This window comes from Candidatus Aquicultor sp., from assembly GCA_036504445.1.
GTDB lineage: Bacteria > Actinomycetota > Aquicultoria > Aquicultorales > Aquicultoraceae > DASXVE01.
The window spans coordinates 1-19,473 of sequence record DASXVE010000004.1 but is presented as its reverse complement, the minus strand read 5'-3'; the positions used below and the strand labels follow the sequence as shown (position 1 = coordinate 19,473).

At 51.3% G+C, this 19,473-nt stretch carries 16 protein-coding genes and 1 tRNA gene; 14 read left to right on the top strand and 3 right to left on the bottom strand.

The window, feature by feature from the left end; translation table 11 throughout:
* Positions 1 to 7: 7 nt before the first annotated feature.
* A tRNA-Leu gene (locus VGK02_00405) sits at positions 8 to 91 on the bottom strand.
* 207 nt (positions 92 to 298) lie between these two features.
* On the opposite strand from VGK02_00405, the gene VGK02_00400 reads away from it, so the two are divergent.
* The 11 genes from VGK02_00400 to VGK02_00350 all read left to right on the top strand — a co-directional run bounded on the left by VGK02_00400 (position 299) and on the right by VGK02_00350 (position 12,259).
* Positions 299 to 1,732, top strand: coding sequence for a histidine kinase N-terminal domain-containing protein (locus tag VGK02_00400; protein HEY3373511.1), 1,434 nt, complete (start codon positions 299 to 301; stop codon positions 1,730 to 1,732).
* An 8-nt stretch (positions 1,733 to 1,740) separates the two neighbouring features.
* The gene (locus tag VGK02_00395; GenBank protein HEY3373510.1) at positions 1,741 to 2,313 is read left to right on the top strand and encodes a response regulator; all 573 of its coding nucleotides are present in this window, start codon (positions 1,741 to 1,743) and stop codon (positions 2,311 to 2,313) included.
* Positions 2,314 to 2,374: 61 nt separating this feature from the next.
* Positions 2,375 to 2,935: a signal peptidase I gene (lepB, locus tag VGK02_00390; protein ID HEY3373509.1), complete on the top strand. Its 561-nt coding sequence runs from the start codon at positions 2,375 to 2,377 to the stop codon at positions 2,933 to 2,935.
* A gap of 56 nt (positions 2,936 to 2,991) precedes the next feature.
* Positions 2,992 to 5,304, top strand: coding sequence for a carbamoyltransferase HypF (gene hypF, locus VGK02_00385; protein HEY3373508.1), 2,313 nt, complete (start codon positions 2,992 to 2,994; stop codon positions 5,302 to 5,304).
* Between the two features lie 77 nt (positions 5,305 to 5,381).
* Positions 5,382 to 5,609 (top strand): HypC/HybG/HupF family hydrogenase formation chaperone, encoded by a 228-nt coding sequence (locus tag VGK02_00380; GenBank protein HEY3373507.1) that lies wholly within the window; start codon positions 5,382 to 5,384, stop codon positions 5,607 to 5,609.
* Positions 5,599 to 6,741: a hydrogenase formation protein HypD gene (gene hypD, locus VGK02_00375; protein HEY3373506.1), complete on the top strand. Its 1,143-nt coding sequence runs from the start codon at positions 5,599 to 5,601 to the stop codon at positions 6,739 to 6,741. Before VGK02_00380 ends, hypD begins: the two co-directional genes overlap by 11 nt.
* Complete coding sequence (gene hypE, locus VGK02_00370) at positions 6,725 to 7,732, top strand: hydrogenase expression/formation protein HypE (GenBank protein ID HEY3373505.1); 1,008 nt, start codon at positions 6,725 to 6,727, stop codon at positions 7,730 to 7,732. The genes hypD and hypE overlap by 17 nt, the downstream gene beginning before the upstream one ends.
* Positions 7,733 to 8,557: 825 nt before the next feature.
* Positions 8,558 to 9,604, top strand: coding sequence for a hydrogenase small subunit (locus tag VGK02_00365; protein HEY3373504.1), 1,047 nt, complete (start codon positions 8,558 to 8,560; stop codon positions 9,602 to 9,604).
* A 19-nt stretch (positions 9,605 to 9,623) separates the two neighbouring features.
* Positions 9,624 to 11,177 carry a nickel-dependent hydrogenase large subunit gene (locus tag VGK02_00360; protein ID HEY3373503.1) on the top strand — a complete coding sequence of 518 codons (1,554 nt, stop codon included), beginning with the start codon at positions 9,624 to 9,626 and terminating at the stop codon, positions 11,175 to 11,177.
* Positions 11,178 to 11,190: 13 nt separating this feature from the next.
* Positions 11,191 to 11,781 (top strand): cytochrome b/b6 domain-containing protein, encoded by a 591-nt coding sequence (locus VGK02_00355; protein HEY3373502.1) that lies wholly within the window; start codon positions 11,191 to 11,193, stop codon positions 11,779 to 11,781.
* Complete coding sequence (locus tag VGK02_00350; GenBank protein HEY3373501.1) at positions 11,771 to 12,259, top strand: HyaD/HybD family hydrogenase maturation endopeptidase; 489 nt, start codon at positions 11,771 to 11,773, stop codon at positions 12,257 to 12,259. Before VGK02_00355 ends, VGK02_00350 begins: the two co-directional genes overlap by 11 nt.
* Before the next feature lie 66 nt (positions 12,260 to 12,325).
* Here the strand turns inward: VGK02_00350 and VGK02_00345 are convergent, their stop codons facing one another.
* On the bottom strand, positions 12,326 to 14,056 hold the full coding sequence (locus VGK02_00345) for a glycosyltransferase family 39 protein (protein ID HEY3373500.1): 1,731 nt from the start codon (positions 14,054 to 14,056) through the stop codon (positions 12,326 to 12,328).
* Between the two features lie 180 nt (positions 14,057 to 14,236).
* On the opposite strand from VGK02_00345, the gene VGK02_00340 reads away from it, so the two are divergent.
* The gene (locus VGK02_00340; GenBank protein ID HEY3373499.1) at positions 14,237 to 14,920 is read left to right on the top strand and encodes a peptidylprolyl isomerase; all 684 of its coding nucleotides are present in this window, start codon (positions 14,237 to 14,239) and stop codon (positions 14,918 to 14,920) included.
* A 329-nt stretch (positions 14,921 to 15,249) separates the two neighbouring features.
* Entirely contained in the window at positions 15,250 to 16,551 is a 1,302-nt protein-coding gene (locus VGK02_00335; GenBank protein HEY3373498.1) for a polysaccharide deacetylase family protein, read from the top strand.
* Positions 16,552 to 16,663: 112 nt separating this feature from the next.
* On the opposite strand, the gene VGK02_00330 is transcribed toward VGK02_00335, so the two are convergent.
* Complete coding sequence (locus tag VGK02_00330; protein ID HEY3373497.1) at positions 16,664 to 18,088, bottom strand: DUF3887 domain-containing protein; 1,425 nt, start codon at positions 18,086 to 18,088, stop codon at positions 16,664 to 16,666.
* Positions 18,089 to 19,113: 1,025 nt separating this feature from the next.
* Here VGK02_00330 and VGK02_00325 point away from each other — a divergent pair.
* Entirely contained in the window at positions 19,114 to 19,335 is a 222-nt protein-coding gene (locus VGK02_00325; GenBank protein HEY3373496.1) for a hypothetical protein, read from the top strand.
* Positions 19,336 to 19,473: the final 138 nt, after the last annotated feature.

The following is a 19,473-nucleotide window of genomic DNA, read 5'->3' as shown; positions in this document are numbered from 1 at the left end:
TTATTAGTGCCGAAGACCGGGATCGAACCGGTATGAGGTTACCCTCACTGGTTTTTGAGACCAGCGCGTCTGCCTATTCCGCCACTCCGGCATGTGAGCTGCGATAATATTTCTACTCGCTCATATATTGTAAACATAACCCGATATTCTGTCTAGCCGGGCTAAGGGCGCGCTTGACCGTGAATTCGCTGTATCCACAGTCAAGCTCACACGTTGCTTTTAGCTTGATGCAATTACGCCCCGGAGGTGATAAAATCAATGTTAAACGGGGTTATAAACCCTTATTGGGGGAGCGTATTTGCAATCGATAGAGGCGTATCGCGAGATTGCGAATCTTAACAATAAGCAAGCTAAGCGAATATCGGCGGTAAGTAAAAACATTCAGCTTATCGCAGATTTGAGTTACTCCGATATAATCATCTACTGTAAAACCGCAAACGGCGGCATTATCGCCGTAGACGCAGCAAAGCCCAACACATCGATCTCCGTGCGGCCCGAGCTCGTTGTAGGGCAGAAGTTTACCGATCTACCGGACGCAATTACGAGGGCATTTGCGGAGGGGCGTCGCTTTAAGCAGGAATATGGTACGTTTAACGACGCACCGGTCAGCGTGCGTGCGGTGCCCGTTAAAGAGGGCAGCCGTGTGGTTGCGGTGATGACGAGCGAGCGCCGCAGTCTCGATGAAGCGCGCACCAGCGATATGGAGCAGATGTACATGGGCGCTGCCGACGACCTTATCAATATGATCGAGGAAGGCGTCGATGTCGGCATAGATTTTCCCACCTCAAAAGAGGCGGGCGATGGCTTGCTCAGGATAGATGTCAACGGCATTATCACCTACGCGAGCCCGAACGCGGTTACCGTTTACCGCCGTCTTGGTGTTCAGGACGAACTTGCAGGCAATTCGGTTTCAAAGATCGGCCTCGACGAGACGCCGATCTTGCGCGCGCTTGAAGACCGCAAGGCTGTGATGCTTGACATTACCGAAAAAGGCATCACGGCAATCAAGAAGGCGATTCCCGTCATCAACAACGGGCGGGCTAAGGGCGTCGTTGCGATTATCCGTGACGTAACCGATGTGCGTGCGCGCGAGCAGCAGCTCAAGATAAAAGAAGCGACAATTCGCGAGATTCATCACCGCGTTAAGAACAATCTGCAAACCATCGCGAGCCTTCTCAGGTTGCAGTCGCGACGCATGACGTTGCCGGAAGCACGCATGGCGCTACTAGAGAGCGTCGGCAGAATTTCAAGTATTGCGGTCGTGCACGAGATACTCTCGCAAAGCGGTAGCGGCACGCTTGACTTTAAAGAGATCGCGACTAACATTAATACGATGATACAGAGCGGCCTCGTCAGGCCGGATAAGAAGATCACCATACTAACCAAGGGCGTCGGGGGGCAAATCCCGTCGCCGATGGCGACATCGCTCGCACTTATCTTAACCGAACTTGTACAAAATGCCGTCGAACATGCATTTAGCGGTAGAAAAACGGGCAAGATTATTATATCGCTTGAACGCCACGGTAAAATGCTCACCATGACGGTGGGCGATGACGGCATCGGCCTGCCCGATGGTTTTAGTCCGTCAACAAGCAGCAATTTGGGGTTGCAGATCGTGCACACGCTGGTCTCGGATGAGCTCGGCGGCACGTGGAATATGCGAGATAACGGTGGCACAAAAGTGACGGTTCAGGTGCCTATCGACTATAGTAGTGATACAAAGGCTGAATAAGGGGTGCTATGAAGCGACTTCGAATTGTCATCGCCGAAGACGAAGCGATAATTCGGCTTGATTTAAAAGAAATGCTGGTCGAGCTCGGCCACGAAGTGGTCGGGGAGGCATGGACCGGCGAGGGGGCCCTCGACCTGGTTCAAGAACTCAACCCCGATCTTGCGGTTCTTGATATCAAGATGCCGGGCATGAACGGCATAGATGTTGCCCGGTCGGTCAGCGCGCAAAACCTGTGCCCGGTTATCATGCTTACGGCGTATAGCCAGAAAACGCTGGTTGAAGAGGCTATTAAAGCGGGTGCTATGGCGTATCTGGTAAAACCGTTTGATAAATCGGATCTAATGCCGGCAATCGAGGTTGCCCGGAGCAGATACCTGGAAGCGCGAGAGCTCGAAAACCAGGTAAAAGACCTGTCTGAGCGGCTCGAGATTCGCAAACTCGTAGAGCGGGCGAAAGGAATCCTGATGCGAGACCACGGGCTGGTGGAAGCCGACGCATTTCGTCAGATTCAAAAGTGGAGTATGGACAAGCAGTTATCCCTCAAGCAAGTGGCTGAGGAAGTACTTGGAATTAGTGAATAATATATGAAGAAACGCGGTTTGCCCTGGACCGTCCGGTGATCGCTGTTAGAATGGAGTATAGATGCAGATAAATGCAGGAGATGAAGAGACTATGACAGGTCGTTTTTGGGGCGCGGTAAAAGAATTTGTAGTTCTTATTGTAATCGCGTTTATTCTTGCGCTCGGTATTAGAACGGCGGTGGCAGAGAGCAGGCTTGTCCCGTCAGGCTCGATGGAGCCGACAATCGCAACCGGCGACCGTATCTTCACGGTCAAGGTACTCTACTATTTCACGCAACCGGCACGCGGCGATATAGTTGTCTTCGACGTACCGAAGCAGGCACATGTCGATCCGAATTCACCCCCGTTTGTAAAGCGCGTTATCGGCCTACCGGGTGATAACGTAGAGATTAAGGACGGCCAGGTCTATGTCAACGGCCAGGTATATAATGTGGATACCGCTCGCATACCGCAATACTCATACGGTCCGGTAACTGTCAAAGAGGGCAGACTCTTTGTCCTGGGAGACAACCGCAACCAAAGCTACGACAGCCACGAATGGGGACAAGTACCCGAAAAAAACGTCATCGCGAAAGCCGTGTTCGTGTACTGGCCTCTTGATCACATGAAGGTCTTGAAGTAGCCTCGTTGTTACAATCATAATAGATAAATATAAATTAGAAAGAAGCGAGTGCGTGCGTGGCACAATTACTTCATAAGCAAAGCGCTGCAGTTGAAATCCAGGTCACCGGCACGGTTCAGGGTGTCGGGTTTCGCCCGCATGTATATAAATTAGCTACATCCCTTGGTTTGCACGGTTGGGTTATTAACACGACGGCCGGAGTAACCATCCGCATCGAGGGTTCCAACGAACTTATCGAGCGCTTTACTCATGACCTTCAGACGAGCCCGCCGCCGCTGGCGCGTATCGAGAAATATTTTGTGCGTGAAGCGATCCCCGAAGGCTATAGCGCCTTTTTCATCCATGAGAGCCGACATATGCCGGACACTTTAGTTTCAATCCCGCCGGATATTGGAACCTGCCCGGATTGCTTGCGCGAATATCTAGACCCGGGCGACCGCAGGCACGGTTATGAGTTCACCAATTGCACCAATTGCGGGCCGCGATTCTCGATAACGAAGGCCGCCCCGTACGATCGCAAGAACACGTCGATGCGTGTCTTTGAAATGTGTCCCGATTGCGGGCGTGAATACACCGATCCGCTCGACAGGCGATTTCATGCCGAGCCGAACGCGTGCCCGCTATGCGGCCCTCAGATCGTCGTGACGACACCGGACGGTGAGCCTGCCGATATAGATGTGAGAACAGGTACAAGTAGGGAAACTGCAGCTGCCATAAGAAAGCTGCTCAAGCAAGGAAGCCTCCTGGCGGTAAAGGGCATCGGCGGATACCACCTGGCATGCGATGCGGAAAGCCAAGATGCGGTACGGCGTATGCGCGAGCGGAAACGGCGTCAGTCGAAGCCGTTCGCCCTGATGTGCCGCGATCTTGATATTGTGCGGCACCATTGCGAGCTCTCGCAAGAAGAGGAGCGGCTGCTCACATCGCCCGCCCGCCCTATCCTGCTGTTAAAGCGCAAGGCGACGAGCGGTCTTTGCGATGATATTGCGCCCGGGCTCGACACGCTCGGTATAATGCTGCCTTACACGCCGCTTCATTGCGGGTTGTTTGACGAAGGGCTTTCGATACTGGTTATGACCAGTGCAAATATCAGCGGCGACCCTTTGATTCTTACCGAGGACGACGCTTACGAGCATCTGGGCGATCTCGCGGATTATTTTGTCATCCACAAGCGCGAGATTATCAACCGGGCCGATGATTCCGTGGTTATGCAGTTTAACGGGCAACCGTACTTCGTGCGCCGCGCCCGCGGTTACGTGCCGCAGGGCGTGAAGCTGCCGCATGCCGTCAAGCCGGTTCTGGCGGTCGGCGGCGACTTGAAGAGCGTTTTTGCCTACGGTAAAGATGATAAAGCAATAGTCAGCCAGTATTTTGGCGATCTTGATAACTTGAAAAACCTCGATGCCTACGGCGACGGCATCCGGTTTTTCAGCGAGTTTTTACATATTAAACCCGAGCTTATTGTGCGCGACCTTCACCCCGATTACGTCAGTACCGAATTCGCCGAAGAGTATGCAAGTAAGCTTAGCGTACCGCTTATAAGCGTCCAGCATCATAAAGCCCACTTTGCGTCATGCATGGCCGACAATGGCCTGAATGAGAAGACTCTCGGCGTAGTATGCGACGGCACCGGATACGGCGATGACGGCACGGTGTGGGGCGGTGAGTTTTTCTACGGTGATTACGATGAAGTTACGCGGGTCGGCTCGCTCGCACAGTTCCCGCAGCCGCGCGGTGATAGCGTTCAAAAATACCCGCTGCACATGGCGGCGGTCATTTTAAACGTACTTTGGGCCGACGAAGAACAAACGCTGCAAACGCTGCCTGACGCAGACGAGATCATGCCGTTTGCCAAAGCGCAAAGCGCAAGCGAACGGCTCAGTATCCCCTCGTCGAGCTGCGGAAGGTTGTTTGATGCGGCGGCGGCGCTGTGTGGTTTTACCGGGCGTATCAGCTACGAAGGTGAGGCCGCTATGCGGATGGAATCGCTCGCGCACAGCTCGCCCGGCGAGAAACCGTACGATACGCATGTCATTGAAGATGGTGCAATGCTCAGGCTCGCCTGGGATTTTATCGGTGAGATGGCGGAAGACAAGCTTGGTGGCGTAGAGCCGGCAGTTATGGCGGCGCGGTTCCATCAAAGCGTAATCGCAGGGATTTGCCGTATGGTCGAAATATTAGCAAAGCGGTATGGCACCCACAAAGTCGTGCTCTCGGGCGGAACGTTCCAGAACCGTTTTGTTATCATGGGATTGGATAAAGAATTACGCGACAGCGGTATCGAGCCGCTGTTCCACCGCAATGTACCTGCAAATGACAGCGGTTTAGCGCTCGGCCAGATTGTTCTAGCCGGTAGGATGGCGCCCTGATAGCATTGCAGGATGGTGACGCGATACTTGCTATTGACCCCGGATATTGTGATAATGTGATTTCTAGGAGGTTATATATGTGTCTAGCAGTGCCGGCGAAGGTTGTCTCAATCGATGAGAATATGTTTACCGCTGATGTCGATGTTCTAGGAAATACAAAGAAGATTAGCTTGCTGCTTACCCCGGATGCCGGAATCGGCTCGTGGGTACTCGTGCATGCCGGCCAGGCGATAAGCGTTGTCACCGATGAGGAAGCGCAAACCTCAATCGCCATATGGGAGGAAATCTTAGGCGATGAGAGCTGATAACCCTATGAAAACCGATAATCCCAGTGTGAACACTGTAGACGCACATAAGGGCCTCGACCAGTATTTTAAGAAACTCAACGAAAAGTTGTGGCAGATAGCGAAACGCCCCGTGAAACTCATGGAGGTATGCGGCACGCACACCATGGCGATTGGTAAAAGCGGGATCAGAAGCGTACTGCCGCCGCAGATCGAACTCATTTCCGGGCCGGGTTGCCCGGTGTGCGTAACCGCGGATAGTGATATCGACGTATTTATGCGTCTAGCGCGTAACCCAAACATCCTGCTCGCGACCTACGGTGATATGATTCGTGTGCCCGGTACCGAGGGCAGTCTTGCCGAGCTTAAGGCGCAGGGCGCCGACATCCGGGTTGTCTATTCAGCCCTGGAGGCGCTTGAGTTTGCCCGCAGCGTTAAAGGCAAAGAAGTCGTGTTTTTAGGCGTCGGTTTTGAAACGACGGCCCCCGCGACAGCGCAAGCAATCACAATAGCCGCTCAAGAGGGCTTGGCAAATTTCAGCGTTTTTAATCTTCATAAGACCGTTCCGGGCGCGCTGAAAGTGCTCCTGGATGACGAAGCAGCCCAAATTGACGGCTTCATCTTGCCTGGTCACGTTAGCATTATCATCGGTGAGAAACCGTACAGGTTTATCGCCGAAGAATACGGTATCTCGGGTGCGATCGCCGGATTTGAGCCACCGGAGATTATGGCGGCGCTGGTGCGTCTTGTTAAAGATATCAACGCCGGCACGCCGAGCATCTCAAATATGTACCGGCACGCCGTTCGCCCGGAAGGCAACGTGGTGGCGCAGAAACTCCTGGCCGATACGTTTGAGCCGTGTGACGCCGAGTGGCGGGGTATTGGTGTTATCCCCGGCAGTGGCCTTGCATTTCGCAACGAATTCGCCGCGTTTGACGCCGTTAAGAAATTCAATGTAGAAAAACAACCAGTAAAACTCTTCCCGGGGTGTCGCTGCGGCGATATCCTGAAGGGAACGATTAAACCGATCCAGTGCCCGCTGTTTGATAAGCGCTGCACTCCCGACAACCCGGTAGGCCCGTGCATGGTGTCATCCGAAGGTACCTGTGCTGCTTACTACCTCTATCAGGGGAGCGATGATCTCGATGGATAAGATTCGCCTGGCTCACGGCAGCGGCGGTGAAATGACCGCGCGTCTTATAGAGGAGGTGTTTTTCTCCGCTCTCGGTAGCGACGGTAAAAATGCGAATGATTCTGCAGTTATAGACCTGCCGGCCGGCAAGACGGCGTTTACCACCGATGCGTTTGTAATCAGCCCGATCTTTTTCCCTGGCGGCGATATCGGCAAACTGGCGTTTTGCGGTACGGTTAACGACCTGGCCGCCGCAGGTGCGTGCCCGGTAGCGCTTTCCGCATCGTTCATCATCGAGGAAGGCGTCGATATCGCTGGCCTCAAACAAATCGCCCAGAGTATGGGCGCTATTTCAAAAGAAACCGGCATCCCGGTAGTGTGCGGCGACACCAAAGTCGTCGACAAGGGTAGTGCCGATAAGGTCTTTATCTCGACGTCCGGCATCGGTGTTATCCCGGAGGGAATAGATTACCACCCCCGCAATATTCGAGACGGTGACATAATTATCGTGAGCGGCAGCATCGGCGACCACGGTTATTGCATTATGGCGCTGCGCGAAGGCATCGATATCAAGAGCTCGGTCATAAGTGATTGCCGGCCGTTGAACGAGCTGGTGGGCTTGCTTGCACCTCTTGGCGATGGTATACGCGCTGTGCGCGATGCAACCAGGGGCGGTCTCGGTATGGTTGTAAACGAGTGGGCGCAGCAAAGCGGCCGGGGAATTCTCGTGTTCGATAGCCTCATCCCCATCAAAAAGGAAGTTAAGGGCGGTTGCGCCCTTCTTGGTCTTGATCCCATATATATGGCGAATGAAGGCAAAATGATTTTTGCCGTAGCACCGCACAAGGCGCCCGAGGCGCTGCTCTTGCTGAAAGATCATCCGGCAGGCGAAGACGCCGCTGTCATCGGCGAAGTCGTGGGCGGCAAAGCCGTTGTCAGGGTTGAGACAGAATGGGGAACGAAACGCATATTACCCGCACCGCGCGGTGAGATCCTACCCAGGATCTGCTAGTACCAGTACCCTAGAACAACGCTTCTTTACATATTTGTAACATAATTGCCGCCATACTATCCCATATGCTTTGAGCTGCACAAAGAGTTACTTCTAGCTAATATGTAACCCAAACGAGTGATGTGTGACATTGCTTGGCTGCTGTGCTATTATTACCTTTAGCATTTGCTTAACTATTCGTTGTTTTTGTTACATTATGTCAAGTAATGCGTTTTTTTAAGAGGTAGTATGTAACAATAATTGCAGCTCCAATTGTAGTACTAATACCAGGTCAGGGGCGGCATTATCCCTTAATGTCCGTAAGTAAACGCCAAATCGGCTCTTAAGCGCTCGGTTGCGTAAAAAGATAAGAGTTGAGAGTAGGTATGGAAGATAAAGCCATAGACAGAGCAGAATTCTTTAAATACATCTTTGGTAGAGGAGTCGCTGCGGCGTCGGAAGCTGCAGAGAACTTTGTCGAACCATTCCAAACCTTGGGGAATACGGCGCATAAGTTGCTCTATCAAACCCTTATCCCCGTGAGCGAATATCGGAATGAGCCGAAGCTTCTCACATCGAGCAAACCTCCCATTTTTATAGTCGGCGAGGTAGGCAAAAATCTTACCGCTTTTCCCGCGCTTTGTGGCACAGACGGTTTCTTGCTTATACACTTACCGCAAGAGAACGCTCTGTACTGCAGTGCTTGTGGTACAAAGCATTATATTATATACAAAGATAAGCAAGTCGAGTGCACCCTGGAAGCATTCCCTCTTACCATCAAAGAGGGTCATATATGCCTCATAAATAATTAATAGCGTTAAAAAAGATTAAACGGAGGTGTAGTAAATGGGGTTATTGGAAGAGCTAGCTGCAAAGCAAATAGAGCGCAGGGACTTCGTTAAGTTCTGTGCCGCGGTGTCGGCCGTTTTCGGAATGCCGAAAGCGTTCGCAAAAGACATTGCTTTTGCAGCTGAGGCAGCCACGAAAAAACCCGCTGTAATCTGGCTCGAAGGTCAAGACTGCGCCGGTTGCAGCGAGTCATTCTTGGCTACTCTCAATCCATCGTTGGCGGAGTTGTTGCTGGGTACAATCTCGCTCCGCTATCACGAAACCGTCATGGCCGGTGCGGGTGCAGTAGCAGAAGAAGCACGCCTAAAGACCATGGAAGAGGGCGGCTACGTTCTCGTAGTAGAAGGTTCAATCCCAGCGGCAGACGACAGGTTCTGCACGGTCGGTGGCAAGTCATTTAAGGAAGTTCTCACCGAGACAGCCAAGAATGCGGCCGTCATTATCGCTGCCGGTTCATGCGCGACATTTAACGGCGGCATCCCTGGGGCAAGCCCGTCAAAGGGCAGAGGGGTTGCATATTTCATTAAGGACAAACCGATCATCAACCTGCCGACTTGCCCGGTTAAGCCGGCTCGTCTGGTTGCTACAATCATGTACTATCTCGCATCAGGCAAGGCCCCGGCTATGGATAAACTCAACAGGCCGCTTGCGTTCTACGGCGAGCTTCTGCATGACAACTGCCCGCGCAGGGGTCAATTTGAAGCCGGTCACTTTCTCCAGGACTGGAACGATCCGGCACAGCGTGATTACTGCTTGCTGTTGAAAGGCTGCAAAGGTCCGAAGACATACACCGATTGCGCCAAAGTATGGTGGAACGAGGGCGCAAACTGGTGTATCGGCGCCGGCGCACCGTGTGCAGGCTGCTCGCAGCCTGAGTTCTACGGCGGCTTCTCACCGCTCTACGACAAACAAGACATCTTCAATGGTGTCGGCAAGAGTGTCAATATCGATACAGCAGGCAAGGCGCTTGTCGGTGTCGCAGCCGTTGGTGCGGTTGTACACGGAGCCGGTCGCCTTGTTCTCGGCAATAAAGACAAAAAGTAGGAAGGGAGGACGGTAAAGAATGGCTCAAAAGATTAAAATTGATCCTGTTACTCGAATAGAAGGCCACTTAGGCGTTACGGTTGAGATCGAGAACGGAAAAGTTAAAGACGCTTGGTCGGAAGGCAATATGTTTAGAGGCTTAGAGGTACTCCTGAAGGGGAGAGATCCTCGCGATGCCTCGTATGTAACCGATCGTGTTTGCGGTGTTTGCTCGGGTTCGCATAACTGGGCATCGGCTCTCGCGCTCGACGATGCGTTTGGCGCGGATGTTCCGGACGCCGGAAGACTCGTACGTAACCTCATTCTAGGTGCGATGTGGCTTCACGACCACCCGCTTCATTTCTATCATCTATCCGCACTCGATTATATCGATGTGATGGCAGTTGCTAAATACAAAGGCAACGATCCCGGCCTCAAGGCGGTACGGAGTAAGATCGTCAAACTCGTACAAGCCGGCGATACCGCTCCGCTCACTCCTCGCTATGCGCCGGATGAGTGGAACGTAAGTGATCCAGAGCTTGTTACAACCGCTGTTGCGCACTATCTCCAGTGCCTCGAGATTCAAGCGAAGGCAAAGAGAATGGCGGCGCTCTTAGGCGGTAAAATTCCGCATAACGCATCAATCGTTGTCGGCGGTACCACAATGTACCCGACGATGCAGACGCTCGATGCATATCGCGGTATTCTTGCTGAAGTTGCCGCATTTGTTAAGAACGTTTATGTAAAAGACGTTGTCACCTTCGGTACCGGCCCGCTTCTTAAGTTGGCTACCTCAAATGTCGGCGTTTCCGGTTTGAATTACCTGTCATACGGCGGCTTCCAGAACTCGTCAAGCAAAGACGATATGTTGCTGCCGGCCGGTGCTATCTTAGGCAATCTCGGAAGTATCGAGAAAGTCGACCCGGAAGCAATCACCGAGCATGTTGCTTACTCCTGGTATGACGGCGATGCCGCGCTCCAACCCGCACAGGGCGAGACCGCAGTAAACCGCGACAAGGACAAAGCATACAGCTTCATCAAAGCCCCTCGATATCAAGACAAAGCGATGGAAGTCGGCCCGCTCGCGCGTATGCTCGTAGCACAGAACGAGACCCTCATGGGCCTTGTCGAGAAGGGCGTAAAGCCGGGCGCAGTGGCACGTCACGCAGCCCGCGCGCTCGAGACCTTAACCATCGTCGACGGCGTTACAAAGTGGCTTGATGAGCTTACCGGCATGGTCGGCAAAGGCGATGTCAAGATTCACGACGACTCGAAGTGGAACGTACCGGATAGCTCAACGGGTAAGGGCTTAACCGAAGCACCTCGTGGTGCGCTCGGTCACTGGATCAACATCAAAGGCGGCAAGATCGAGAATTACCAACTCGTCGTTCCGGGTACCTGGAATATGTCGCCGCGTGATAAGAATAATGTCAGGGGCCCGATGGAGCAAGCGCTTATCGGCGCACCGGTTCCGGATGCAAAGAACCCGAACAACGTTGTTCGTATCATTCGCTCGTTCGATCCATGTATTTCATGTGCAGTTCATATTATCGAACCTAAGACAAACGAAATCTTGAAATTCCAAATCGGCTAAGGGGGTGTGAATAATGGCTAAAAGTTCCGAGATTTCCGTCTCAAGGCGGATATATCACTGGATCAACTTCATAAGCATTATCGCGCTCTCAATATCAGGCTGGTACATTCACAGCCCGTTTATGACCGCTACGTTCAGCATGGGTTTCATGAGGCTGACTCACTTCATCTTCATGTGGATATTTACCACGAACTTCATGCTTCGTGTGTACTGGGCGTTCTTCGGTAAAGGCGGTGACTGGAGGAAGTACATCGCACAGAGATGGTTTAACGGCAAAGTTCTCAAGGCAACAGGCCGTCACTATCTGATGTATGACCACTGGCCCGAGGGCATGCAAGATCGAATTCTGCAGAACACGACCTATTTGTTCCTGGCTGTTCTGTACATTGTCCAGATCCTTACGGGTCTTGCGCTTTTCTACAACGCTTCGGGTTCCATCGCGTTTGTAGGGAACATTCTTGGCGGGCTGCAAGCCGTTCGCCAGTTGCATCTCTTCTTGATGTGGTTCTTCATCATGTTTACGGTCATCCATTTCTATATGGGTGCTTCGGAAGAGTGGGACAAGATCAAACTAATGTTCTTTGGGGTTGCTGATGAAAGATAAGATCCTCGTCTTAGGCGTGGGAAATCTTATTCTTAGCGATGAGGGAGTCGGCGTACATCTTGTACGCCGACTCCAATCTGAGAACCTGCCCGCCAATGTCGAAATTGAAGACGGCGGAACGCAGGGGCTCGAATTACTCGACTACATGGACGACGTCGCAAAGCTCATCATTGTCGATTGCATTAAAGCCGGCTCCGAGCCGGGCAGCATTTTCAGATTTGAGCCTGACAAGGTCGATGTTATCCCGCGTGAGTACAAGATATCGTTCCACGACCTTGGTATTTATGACTTTATCAGGCTGGCGGAAGCGTTGGATAAATTGCCTCCGACGATGATTTTCGGCATCGAGCCGGAAAGAATCGACTGGGGCGAGGAGCTGTCTCCCGCCGTCGAGGCGAAGATGGATAAGCTCAAGGAGTTTGTCCTCAAGGAGATTAACGACAGCCTGAAAGAAATCGAGCGCGAGCAGGCAAGTTAGTTTTCGCACTCGATTGAATTGAATTCGTAAAAGTAAAGCGCCGGTGTTACATAGCATCGGCGCTTCTTATTTAACAACCCCCAGCCCGGCCAGCCCGGCTTTAGCAGCCTCGTCCATCCAGGCCTGTTGTTGGCGCATGTCGAGCAAGTTAAACCCGAATATGCGGGGAACGTCTTTAATGCCGAAGTCGAGGGACGAGCCCGTATCGATGGCGGTAATGTTTCCGAAGGCAAAGCGATGCATATTGCCGGGTTCTTCACGGAAGCCTTTTCCAAGCAGTACAACATAGTAATCATGCTTAGCTATAGGGTAGACGCCGATTTGGTTAAGTCTGGCGTCCTCCTGCCCCTTAAATCGTCCGAACGTTACCGCTATAGAGTCGCTTTTCTTGGTGAGGGCTTCGTTTGGCAAGGGTATGATTCGGTTGTTGGGAAAGTAGAAAGAGAGAAGAGTTCCAAAATTATCGAAGACGATTTGTTGCGCGTAAACGGTAGTGCTTTCGCTTATCGGTTGACCCGTCAGGTTCTTGATATCGGCGAATTCCGTATATCCGAACTTGACGCTGTGCATCAGGATTCCGGTGAAAAATACCGAGACCATATAAAGCCCAACAGTAGCTATAACGAGCTGCTTCCTATCTTGGAACAAAGACTCCAGGAAATACGCGGCGGCAATAATGCCGAACGGCATAAGCGGCAACAAGTAATAGGTATGGAAATGGTAGAGGATATAAAATGAAGTAAAACCCAGGATAATGCTAAGGATCAGCATACTTCCGCTAACTGATCTTTTTACGCCCAGATAAACAATGCCGATAATCGCCAGGACGAACATCAGCGGATTGAATGCCCAGACAAGCTCTTTTAAGAATAGTTCGTACCAGAAGCGGGAATCGGGCAGTTGAAGTACGCCCGCAATCGATTCCTGGCTCGACAGGAACGCGCCCGCATTGAATAGCAGCTGGTAGCCGTACCATAAGGCAGCAACCAAAGCCGTTAAGCCCATAACACCGATGAACGAGCGGCTCTTCAAAACCGCGCCTTTGCTGCGGAATATCTCATAAATAACAAGAGCGACGATTCCTAAAACAGCCGGGAGTTTAGCGAGCAGTGCCAGGCCGAACAAGATACCGGCCGCGACCGTGTGCCCTAAGCCTTGTGAGTCTCGACCCCGCTCGTAGTGGTAGAATGCGGCCAGTATGAAGCAGACGAAAACCATATCGGCCTGGACGTTTCTGCTGAGAATCGAAAACGCCGGGCTTACCGACAAAAGTGCGGCGGTGACTAGGCCGGTTGTTCGGCTAAAAAGTCTAGACGCCAACAGATAGGAGTAAAATATCGCTCCCATACTGGCAGCTATCGGGATGATGCGAGAGACCGCTTCCGAAACACCTATGAGCTTATACATCAACACGAGCATGAAAGTGAACAGCGGCGGGTTATTCAAATCGACCGGTTTCGTAAAGAGCTCGAAAATCGGTTTGTTCAGGTAATCTCGGGCTAAGTTGGCGTAAAAAGCCTCGTTAAAACCATGAAAACCGCCAAACGGCTCATGCAGCCGGTAGAGGCGGAAAATGAGGGCGACTACCAGGATTCCCACGAGGATAAAAGTCTCGTTCTGCAAGATTGCGGCGACATGGGTTGTTAGTTCATTTGCTTTTGGGTTGCGGCGTTGTACCGGCTTGTGCACCACCTGATCGCTATATTTTGAGGCGCTATGTTGCGGCTGAGCCTTGCGTTTCGAACTGCTATCCTTAGATTGGGTATCGCGTTTTAGGTTGTCAGCTTTCTTAGTCATTCCGTGTTACTCCTGCTGCATATCGACTGTTTCCTGATGCCAATATCATAGCAGATGCATACACTTAGATTCCAATAAAGAAGTTGTAGTTATTATTAACCTAGTCTCCTCACAAGCGGGGCGTCTGTGCTACTATAGTCGCTAGATTGCATAAACGCACGGACTTAAAAGGAGATAGCTTTGAAACGTTACTATGTGCTCTTTGTAGTTTTGGCGGTCGCGCTTGTCGGTGCAGTTTCTCTGGCCGGATGTTCATCAGGCAAAGTCGAAACATCGGCGGTAGATAGCTTCAGCAACAGCTCAGATACTACGGTCGATACTGCAAGCCAAGCAGATGCAACCTCATCGACGGAAGTTCCGACGACAGAAGCGGCCACACCGTCGACTACTGTAACGCCTGCCAAAGCAGCTGGCCCCCGTGTGGTTATCGAGACCAACAAAGGCAAGATCGTATTCGATATGCGCCCCGACAAAGCGCCTGAGACCGTTGCAAATTTCGTGAAGTTGGCGAACAAAGGCTTCTACAACGGTACCAAGTGGCACCGTGTCGAGCCGGGCTTCGTTATCCAGGGCGGCGATCCGCTCAGCAAGGACAGCCTGCCGCAAAACGACGGCACGGGCGGCCCCGGATACACGATCAAGGCAGAGTTCAACGACCTGCAACACCTTACGGGCACAGTCGCAATGGCCCGGTCACAAGACCCGGATAGCGCCGGCAGCCAGTTCTATATCTGCCTGGGGCCACAGCCTAACCTTGACGGGCAATACACCGTATTCGGCCAGGTAGTCGAGGGCATGGACGTTGTAAACAGTATTCAGGTCGGCGACGTGATGAACAAGGTTTACATCGAGAAAGCTAAGTAGGCGGTTGCCGCTTGAACTGAGTTATTGCTTGATATCACGGGCAGTGTAGATAATAGCGAATACTAAATTTAAGAACCGGCACTAAAAATAGTGCCGGTTCTTGTTGTATATGTTTATCAGCGCATGCTTGGCTTTGTAATATGCTATTTCAAGTTGATTACCGTTTACTATAACCGCTGTCTTGCTAAGCCTAGTGCTTCTTAACCCAGCCATATCGTTTACCGTAGTTAGCTGAAGCAAGAATTGTCGGACGGTTGCTTATTGCAATACCGCTATGATATAAACAGTCTCAGAGTAGTGCTGGGTCAATATATTGGAAAAGGTAGCCAATGAGGAATTGTTTTTCAGCTCTCTTTAAAAATACGCGCAACCAACGAAAACCGTATTATTTGTCGTTGCTTGTTGCAGCGTCATTGATGATACTTGCGGGCGCATCATCGGCGTATACCGGGGGCCAAACAATCGTAACTCTAGGGTTCGACGATGGGCTAAATCAATCCGCCGCACCACCCATTCTTGACGCCCACAATATGAAGGGCACTTTCTACATTAATAGCGCCGCTATCGGTTGGAGCGCATATTTCTCGAAGAATGATCTGCTCAACATGCAGGCGAAAGGCCACGAGATCGGCGGCCATACGGTTGACCATCTGAATCTTACCGGTTTAAGCAACGATGAGATGGTGCATCAGATTAGCGATGACCGGCAGGTCTTGCAGTCCATGGGTTTTAATGTGACCAGCTTTTCCTATCCCTATGGCGCTTATAACGACACCGCTAAAGCTATTGTGCAACAGAGCGGGTACACATCCGCTAGAACTGTTAGCGGACTTGGCAGCTACAATAGCACCTATGCCGAGGCCATCAAACCGCGCGACCCATATGCCACGCGGGCTTGTGAATCTATTACGAGAACCACTTCGCTGGATACCATTAAAAGCTACATCACGAGCGCCGAGCAGAATGGGGGAGGTTGGGTTCAGCTTATCTTTCACAGAGTTAATGCCGACACCTCTAAGGATGTCTACACCGTTACCCCCGAAACGCTCAATAGCTTATTGGATTGGCTCCAGCCGCGAAGCAGCCAGGGCACGATCGTAAGAACTGCGGCCGACGTTATCTCCGGCAGTATTCCTACCCCGCCGGTTCCACCAGCCCAGAATCTCATACAGAATCCCTCATTGGAAGCCGCCGGCAACAGCATCCCGACCGGCTGGCAGCTCAGCGGCTACGGCACCAGCACCTACAAGTGGGTTCGCACTAATGATGCGCATACCGGCAGTTGGGCGGAAAAACTCACGATTAGTAAACTAACAGATGGTGATCGCAAGCTGGCAACGAGTCAACAAAACAACGTTTCCGCACCGGTCGCGACCCCGGGTCGTAATTATGATGTGAGCGGCTGGTATAAGTCGAATCAACCGGTACGTTTAGTTGTTTACTACAAAAACAGCAGCGGTGCATGGGTGTGGTGGGCGCAAAGCAGTCTCTTCCCGGCTTCATCAAGATGGACTCAAGCGAAATGGACCACTCCGGCTGTTCCGTCCGGCGCGGTTGCGATTAGTGCGGCAATGTCGCTTAACGTGGTCGGTACTGTAACTATGGATGATTTCGCGCTTTATCTGAATTAGCTTCAAATGAGATGACCGTCGATTACACCAAGAAGACTACCGGCACTACTCAAAAGCAGTGCCGGGTTTTTTGCGCATTATTGCTGATGCTATTTGCGGTTAGCCCTACCGCCTAATGCTTTTTAATCCACCTAGCCATATCATTTATCACATAGACGGGGATATGTGATTCCTTCATATACTCGTCCGGATTTGGCGCCCCAACGCCTTCCATGAACAGGTGATTTAGCTTCGGATATGTTTTGAATGTCACTCGTTTATCGCGCGAAAGGTATTTCTGCCATCCCTTGAAATCGGCCATTCTGACCTGGTAATCTCTCTGGCCTTGCAGAACTAGCATCGGCTTATGAAGCTGTGCCGCCAGTTTTGCCGCATTGTATCCCCGGAGGTCGAGCCAGTAGCTTGCAGGCAAGCCCAAAAGCTCGCTTGCCGGTGTCTTGATGGTAAGCGTTTTGCTCTTGATTCGTGCAATACTCTGCTTGATGATATTGAGCTGCTCTTGCTGCTGCGCCGTCTCCGTGCCGGTCAGCGAGAACATGTACTTGTACTGGTCGAGCACAATATCCTCGAGTGGACGGGTCGGCCCAGCCATGATAATCATGCCCTTGGACTTCGGTGTTGCCTTGGCGATTCTTGGCGCAAGCACCCCGCCGAGGCTGTGCCCCAATATAAAGACGCGTTTTTTGTTAACGCCTTTCGCGCTGCGAAGCACGTTGAAAGCCAGCACAGCATCGTCCGTGGTCTCGGCCTTAACCGAGTAGTTTCTTATCTTTGCGAACTCTGCCGCATGTTCTTTGTTGCGTTTCTCGTAGCGGAGCACTGCGATGCCTTGTGAAGCCAAACCCCAGGCTACATCCTTGAATACTTTGTTGGGGCCGATGGTCTCATCCCTGTCGTTCGCACCCGAACCGTGTACGAGAACGACGGCCGGGAACGGGCCTTTGCCTTTCGGCATCGTCAGCGTACCGTGCAACGCCCACTTGCCTTTGCCAACAATAACCGCTTTCTCTGTAAATGATTTGGTCTTTGCATAGGAGGGGGCTTTGTAGGCTACCGGGCTTTGGACCGGCACGAACTGCATCCCGGCGATAAGCTTGTCGCTGCTGAACACGAGCAGCATGTCAAAGGAGCCTTTTGCAAACTCGCATCTGACACGAACCGAGTCGTAGCCCATCACCTTTGTAATGCTCGCACCGATTTGCTTCTTAAATGCCCCATAGCGCGCGACTATTTCATCCCACGCCGACTTGAGCGCGCTTTCCGGTATCGTCGCCTTCATCGTGCCGTCGAACATTGCCTCGGCACCGGCATAATCGCCTGATGAAAACTTAGTAACAAACCTCTGCGCCAGCGTTACAAATTCGTCAGTTGAAGGAGCCGGCGTAGAAGTATCGGTGGCAGCGAAGTAGGCGGGCGTCGAAAGCGCTAAAAGAGGTAGATGACGCGCTGTCGTAGCAGGCGGCGCAAATGCGTGCGCCGGTATGGCGGTAAAAGCTAGTAGGATGGTTAATAGTAATGCAACAAAACGATTCTTCATGAAAACTTCCTCCCCTGGTACATGTGGTGCTAATGTGACGCTAATTTGTAAGCTATACGCTTAATTATATGGAATTGAACAAGGCTTTGATAGGGAACCGCCAATATTAGGCCTCGACATTGTTCAATGCAACTTTGATGGCCACTAAGGATAACTATTAAAGGCAACGATAACCCCGAGAATTATTTAACAATATGTAAAATCTTAAGCGATCTATTGACTAACAACCGCTAACTAAGATAGCATACGAAACGATATGGCTAACTTAGCTATAGTATCTCGTGCGCGTAGTAGGCCAGTTCTTCCTTAGCTATGCGACCAGCATCCACAAGACAGTACCACTTGGTTCAAAGTATCACCTTAAGTTACCCGGAGCAAAAAATATGCGTTGTTGTTCATGTGTTGATGCGGAACACTGCTATCAGGCAATTTGCTAGAAAAGTACTAAAGGGTGACACGCAAAGCCAGAAAATGATACTAATGGATGACAACCTATTGCTTAATTAATGGATAAAGTTAGCTATTGATAGGCAAGCGAGTATTAGGTTCCAGTATTACATGTTAATAGTGGAAACTAAACAGTTATATCAAGGTACTTTATTGGCTCGTCCCAAAGATCAGGCTTTTGTGGCAATAATGACTGCACCCCTTCTCAAGTAGCTTCGTTCCTATCACTCTAAAGTTCCTGAATTGATTAGTTGTCTGGGATTCAGATTTGGCGGGAAGGAGGTGCTGAAAGTAGCTCTAACAAGAGTCAAGCCAGCACTTACAAATCTCAGTATGCTTTATTTTTAAAAGGAGGTTTTATCGTGTTTAGAAGAAGTATATGTATCATCTTATGTTTGGCCCTCGCAATTTCGTTTTTCCCTGGTGGTGCTTTGGCTCAAACTACTACGGGAACCGAAACCGGAAGTAATTTAAAACAGAATATACCCCTAAGTAACGTCATGGACAGCACTAACGGGGTAGGAAATCCGACTGTATCAGTTACTTTATCCCGGGACCGAGCCGAAGGTAACTATTCGGTGAAAGTTTACGCCGGTGATATCGCTAACCAAAATTATGCAAGCTACAAGCTCGTTGATTCAGACGCGTTTAACATTTCAACCCATAGCCGAATTAACGTATGGATCAAGCCTGGCCGTGGAGCAAAATGGGTCAGGTTCTGGACCGGGAACAGCTATATAACCAGTGATAAGAACGCCGATGGGTTATTCAAGGTAGGGGAAGACATCAAAAGTGGGTGAACCGCCCCGGGTATAATGGAGGCACCTAAGCTACCACAAGGAGAGTTATGCCGATACCAAACAAGTACCCGAAAGAGTTTCGTGAAAAAGCGGTGCGGATGGTTGCCGAGATGAATTCGCCGGAGGCAATTCGCCGTG

Bases quoted from the DNA above. Each gene is read 5' to 3' on its own strand.
- VGK02_00345 (HEY3373500.1), bottom strand. From the start codon at position 14,056: ATGACTAAGAAAGCTGACAACCTAAAACGCGATACCCAATCTAAGGAT.
- VGK02_00330 (HEY3373497.1), bottom strand. From the start codon at position 18,088: ATGAAGAATCGTTTTGTTGCATTACTATTAACCATCCTACTAGCTTTT.
- VGK02_00365 (HEY3373504.1), top strand. From the start codon at position 8,558: ATGGGGTTATTGGAAGAGCTAGCTGCAAAGCAAATAGAGCGCAGGGAC.
- VGK02_00380 (HEY3373507.1), top strand. From the start codon at position 5,382: ATGTGTCTAGCAGTGCCGGCGAAGGTTGTCTCAATCGATGAGAATATG.
- lepB (HEY3373509.1), top strand. From the start codon at position 2,375: ATGCAGATAAATGCAGGAGATGAAGAGACTATGACAGGTCGTTTTTGG.
- VGK02_00350 (HEY3373501.1), top strand. From the start codon at position 11,771: ATGAAAGATAAGATCCTCGTCTTAGGCGTGGGAAATCTTATTCTTAGC.
- VGK02_00395 (HEY3373510.1), top strand. From the start codon at position 1,741: ATGAAGCGACTTCGAATTGTCATCGCCGAAGACGAAGCGATAATTCGG.
- hypE (HEY3373505.1), top strand. From the start codon at position 6,725: ATGATCTCGATGGATAAGATTCGCCTGGCTCACGGCAGCGGCGGTGAA.
- VGK02_00335 (HEY3373498.1), top strand. From the start codon at position 15,250: ATGAGGAATTGTTTTTCAGCTCTCTTTAAAAATACGCGCAACCAACGA.
- VGK02_00355 (HEY3373502.1), top strand. From the start codon at position 11,191: ATGGCTAAAAGTTCCGAGATTTCCGTCTCAAGGCGGATATATCACTGG.
- VGK02_00360 (HEY3373503.1), top strand. From the start codon at position 9,624: ATGGCTCAAAAGATTAAAATTGATCCTGTTACTCGAATAGAAGGCCAC.
- hypD (HEY3373506.1), top strand. From the start codon at position 5,599: ATGAGAGCTGATAACCCTATGAAAACCGATAATCCCAGTGTGAACACT.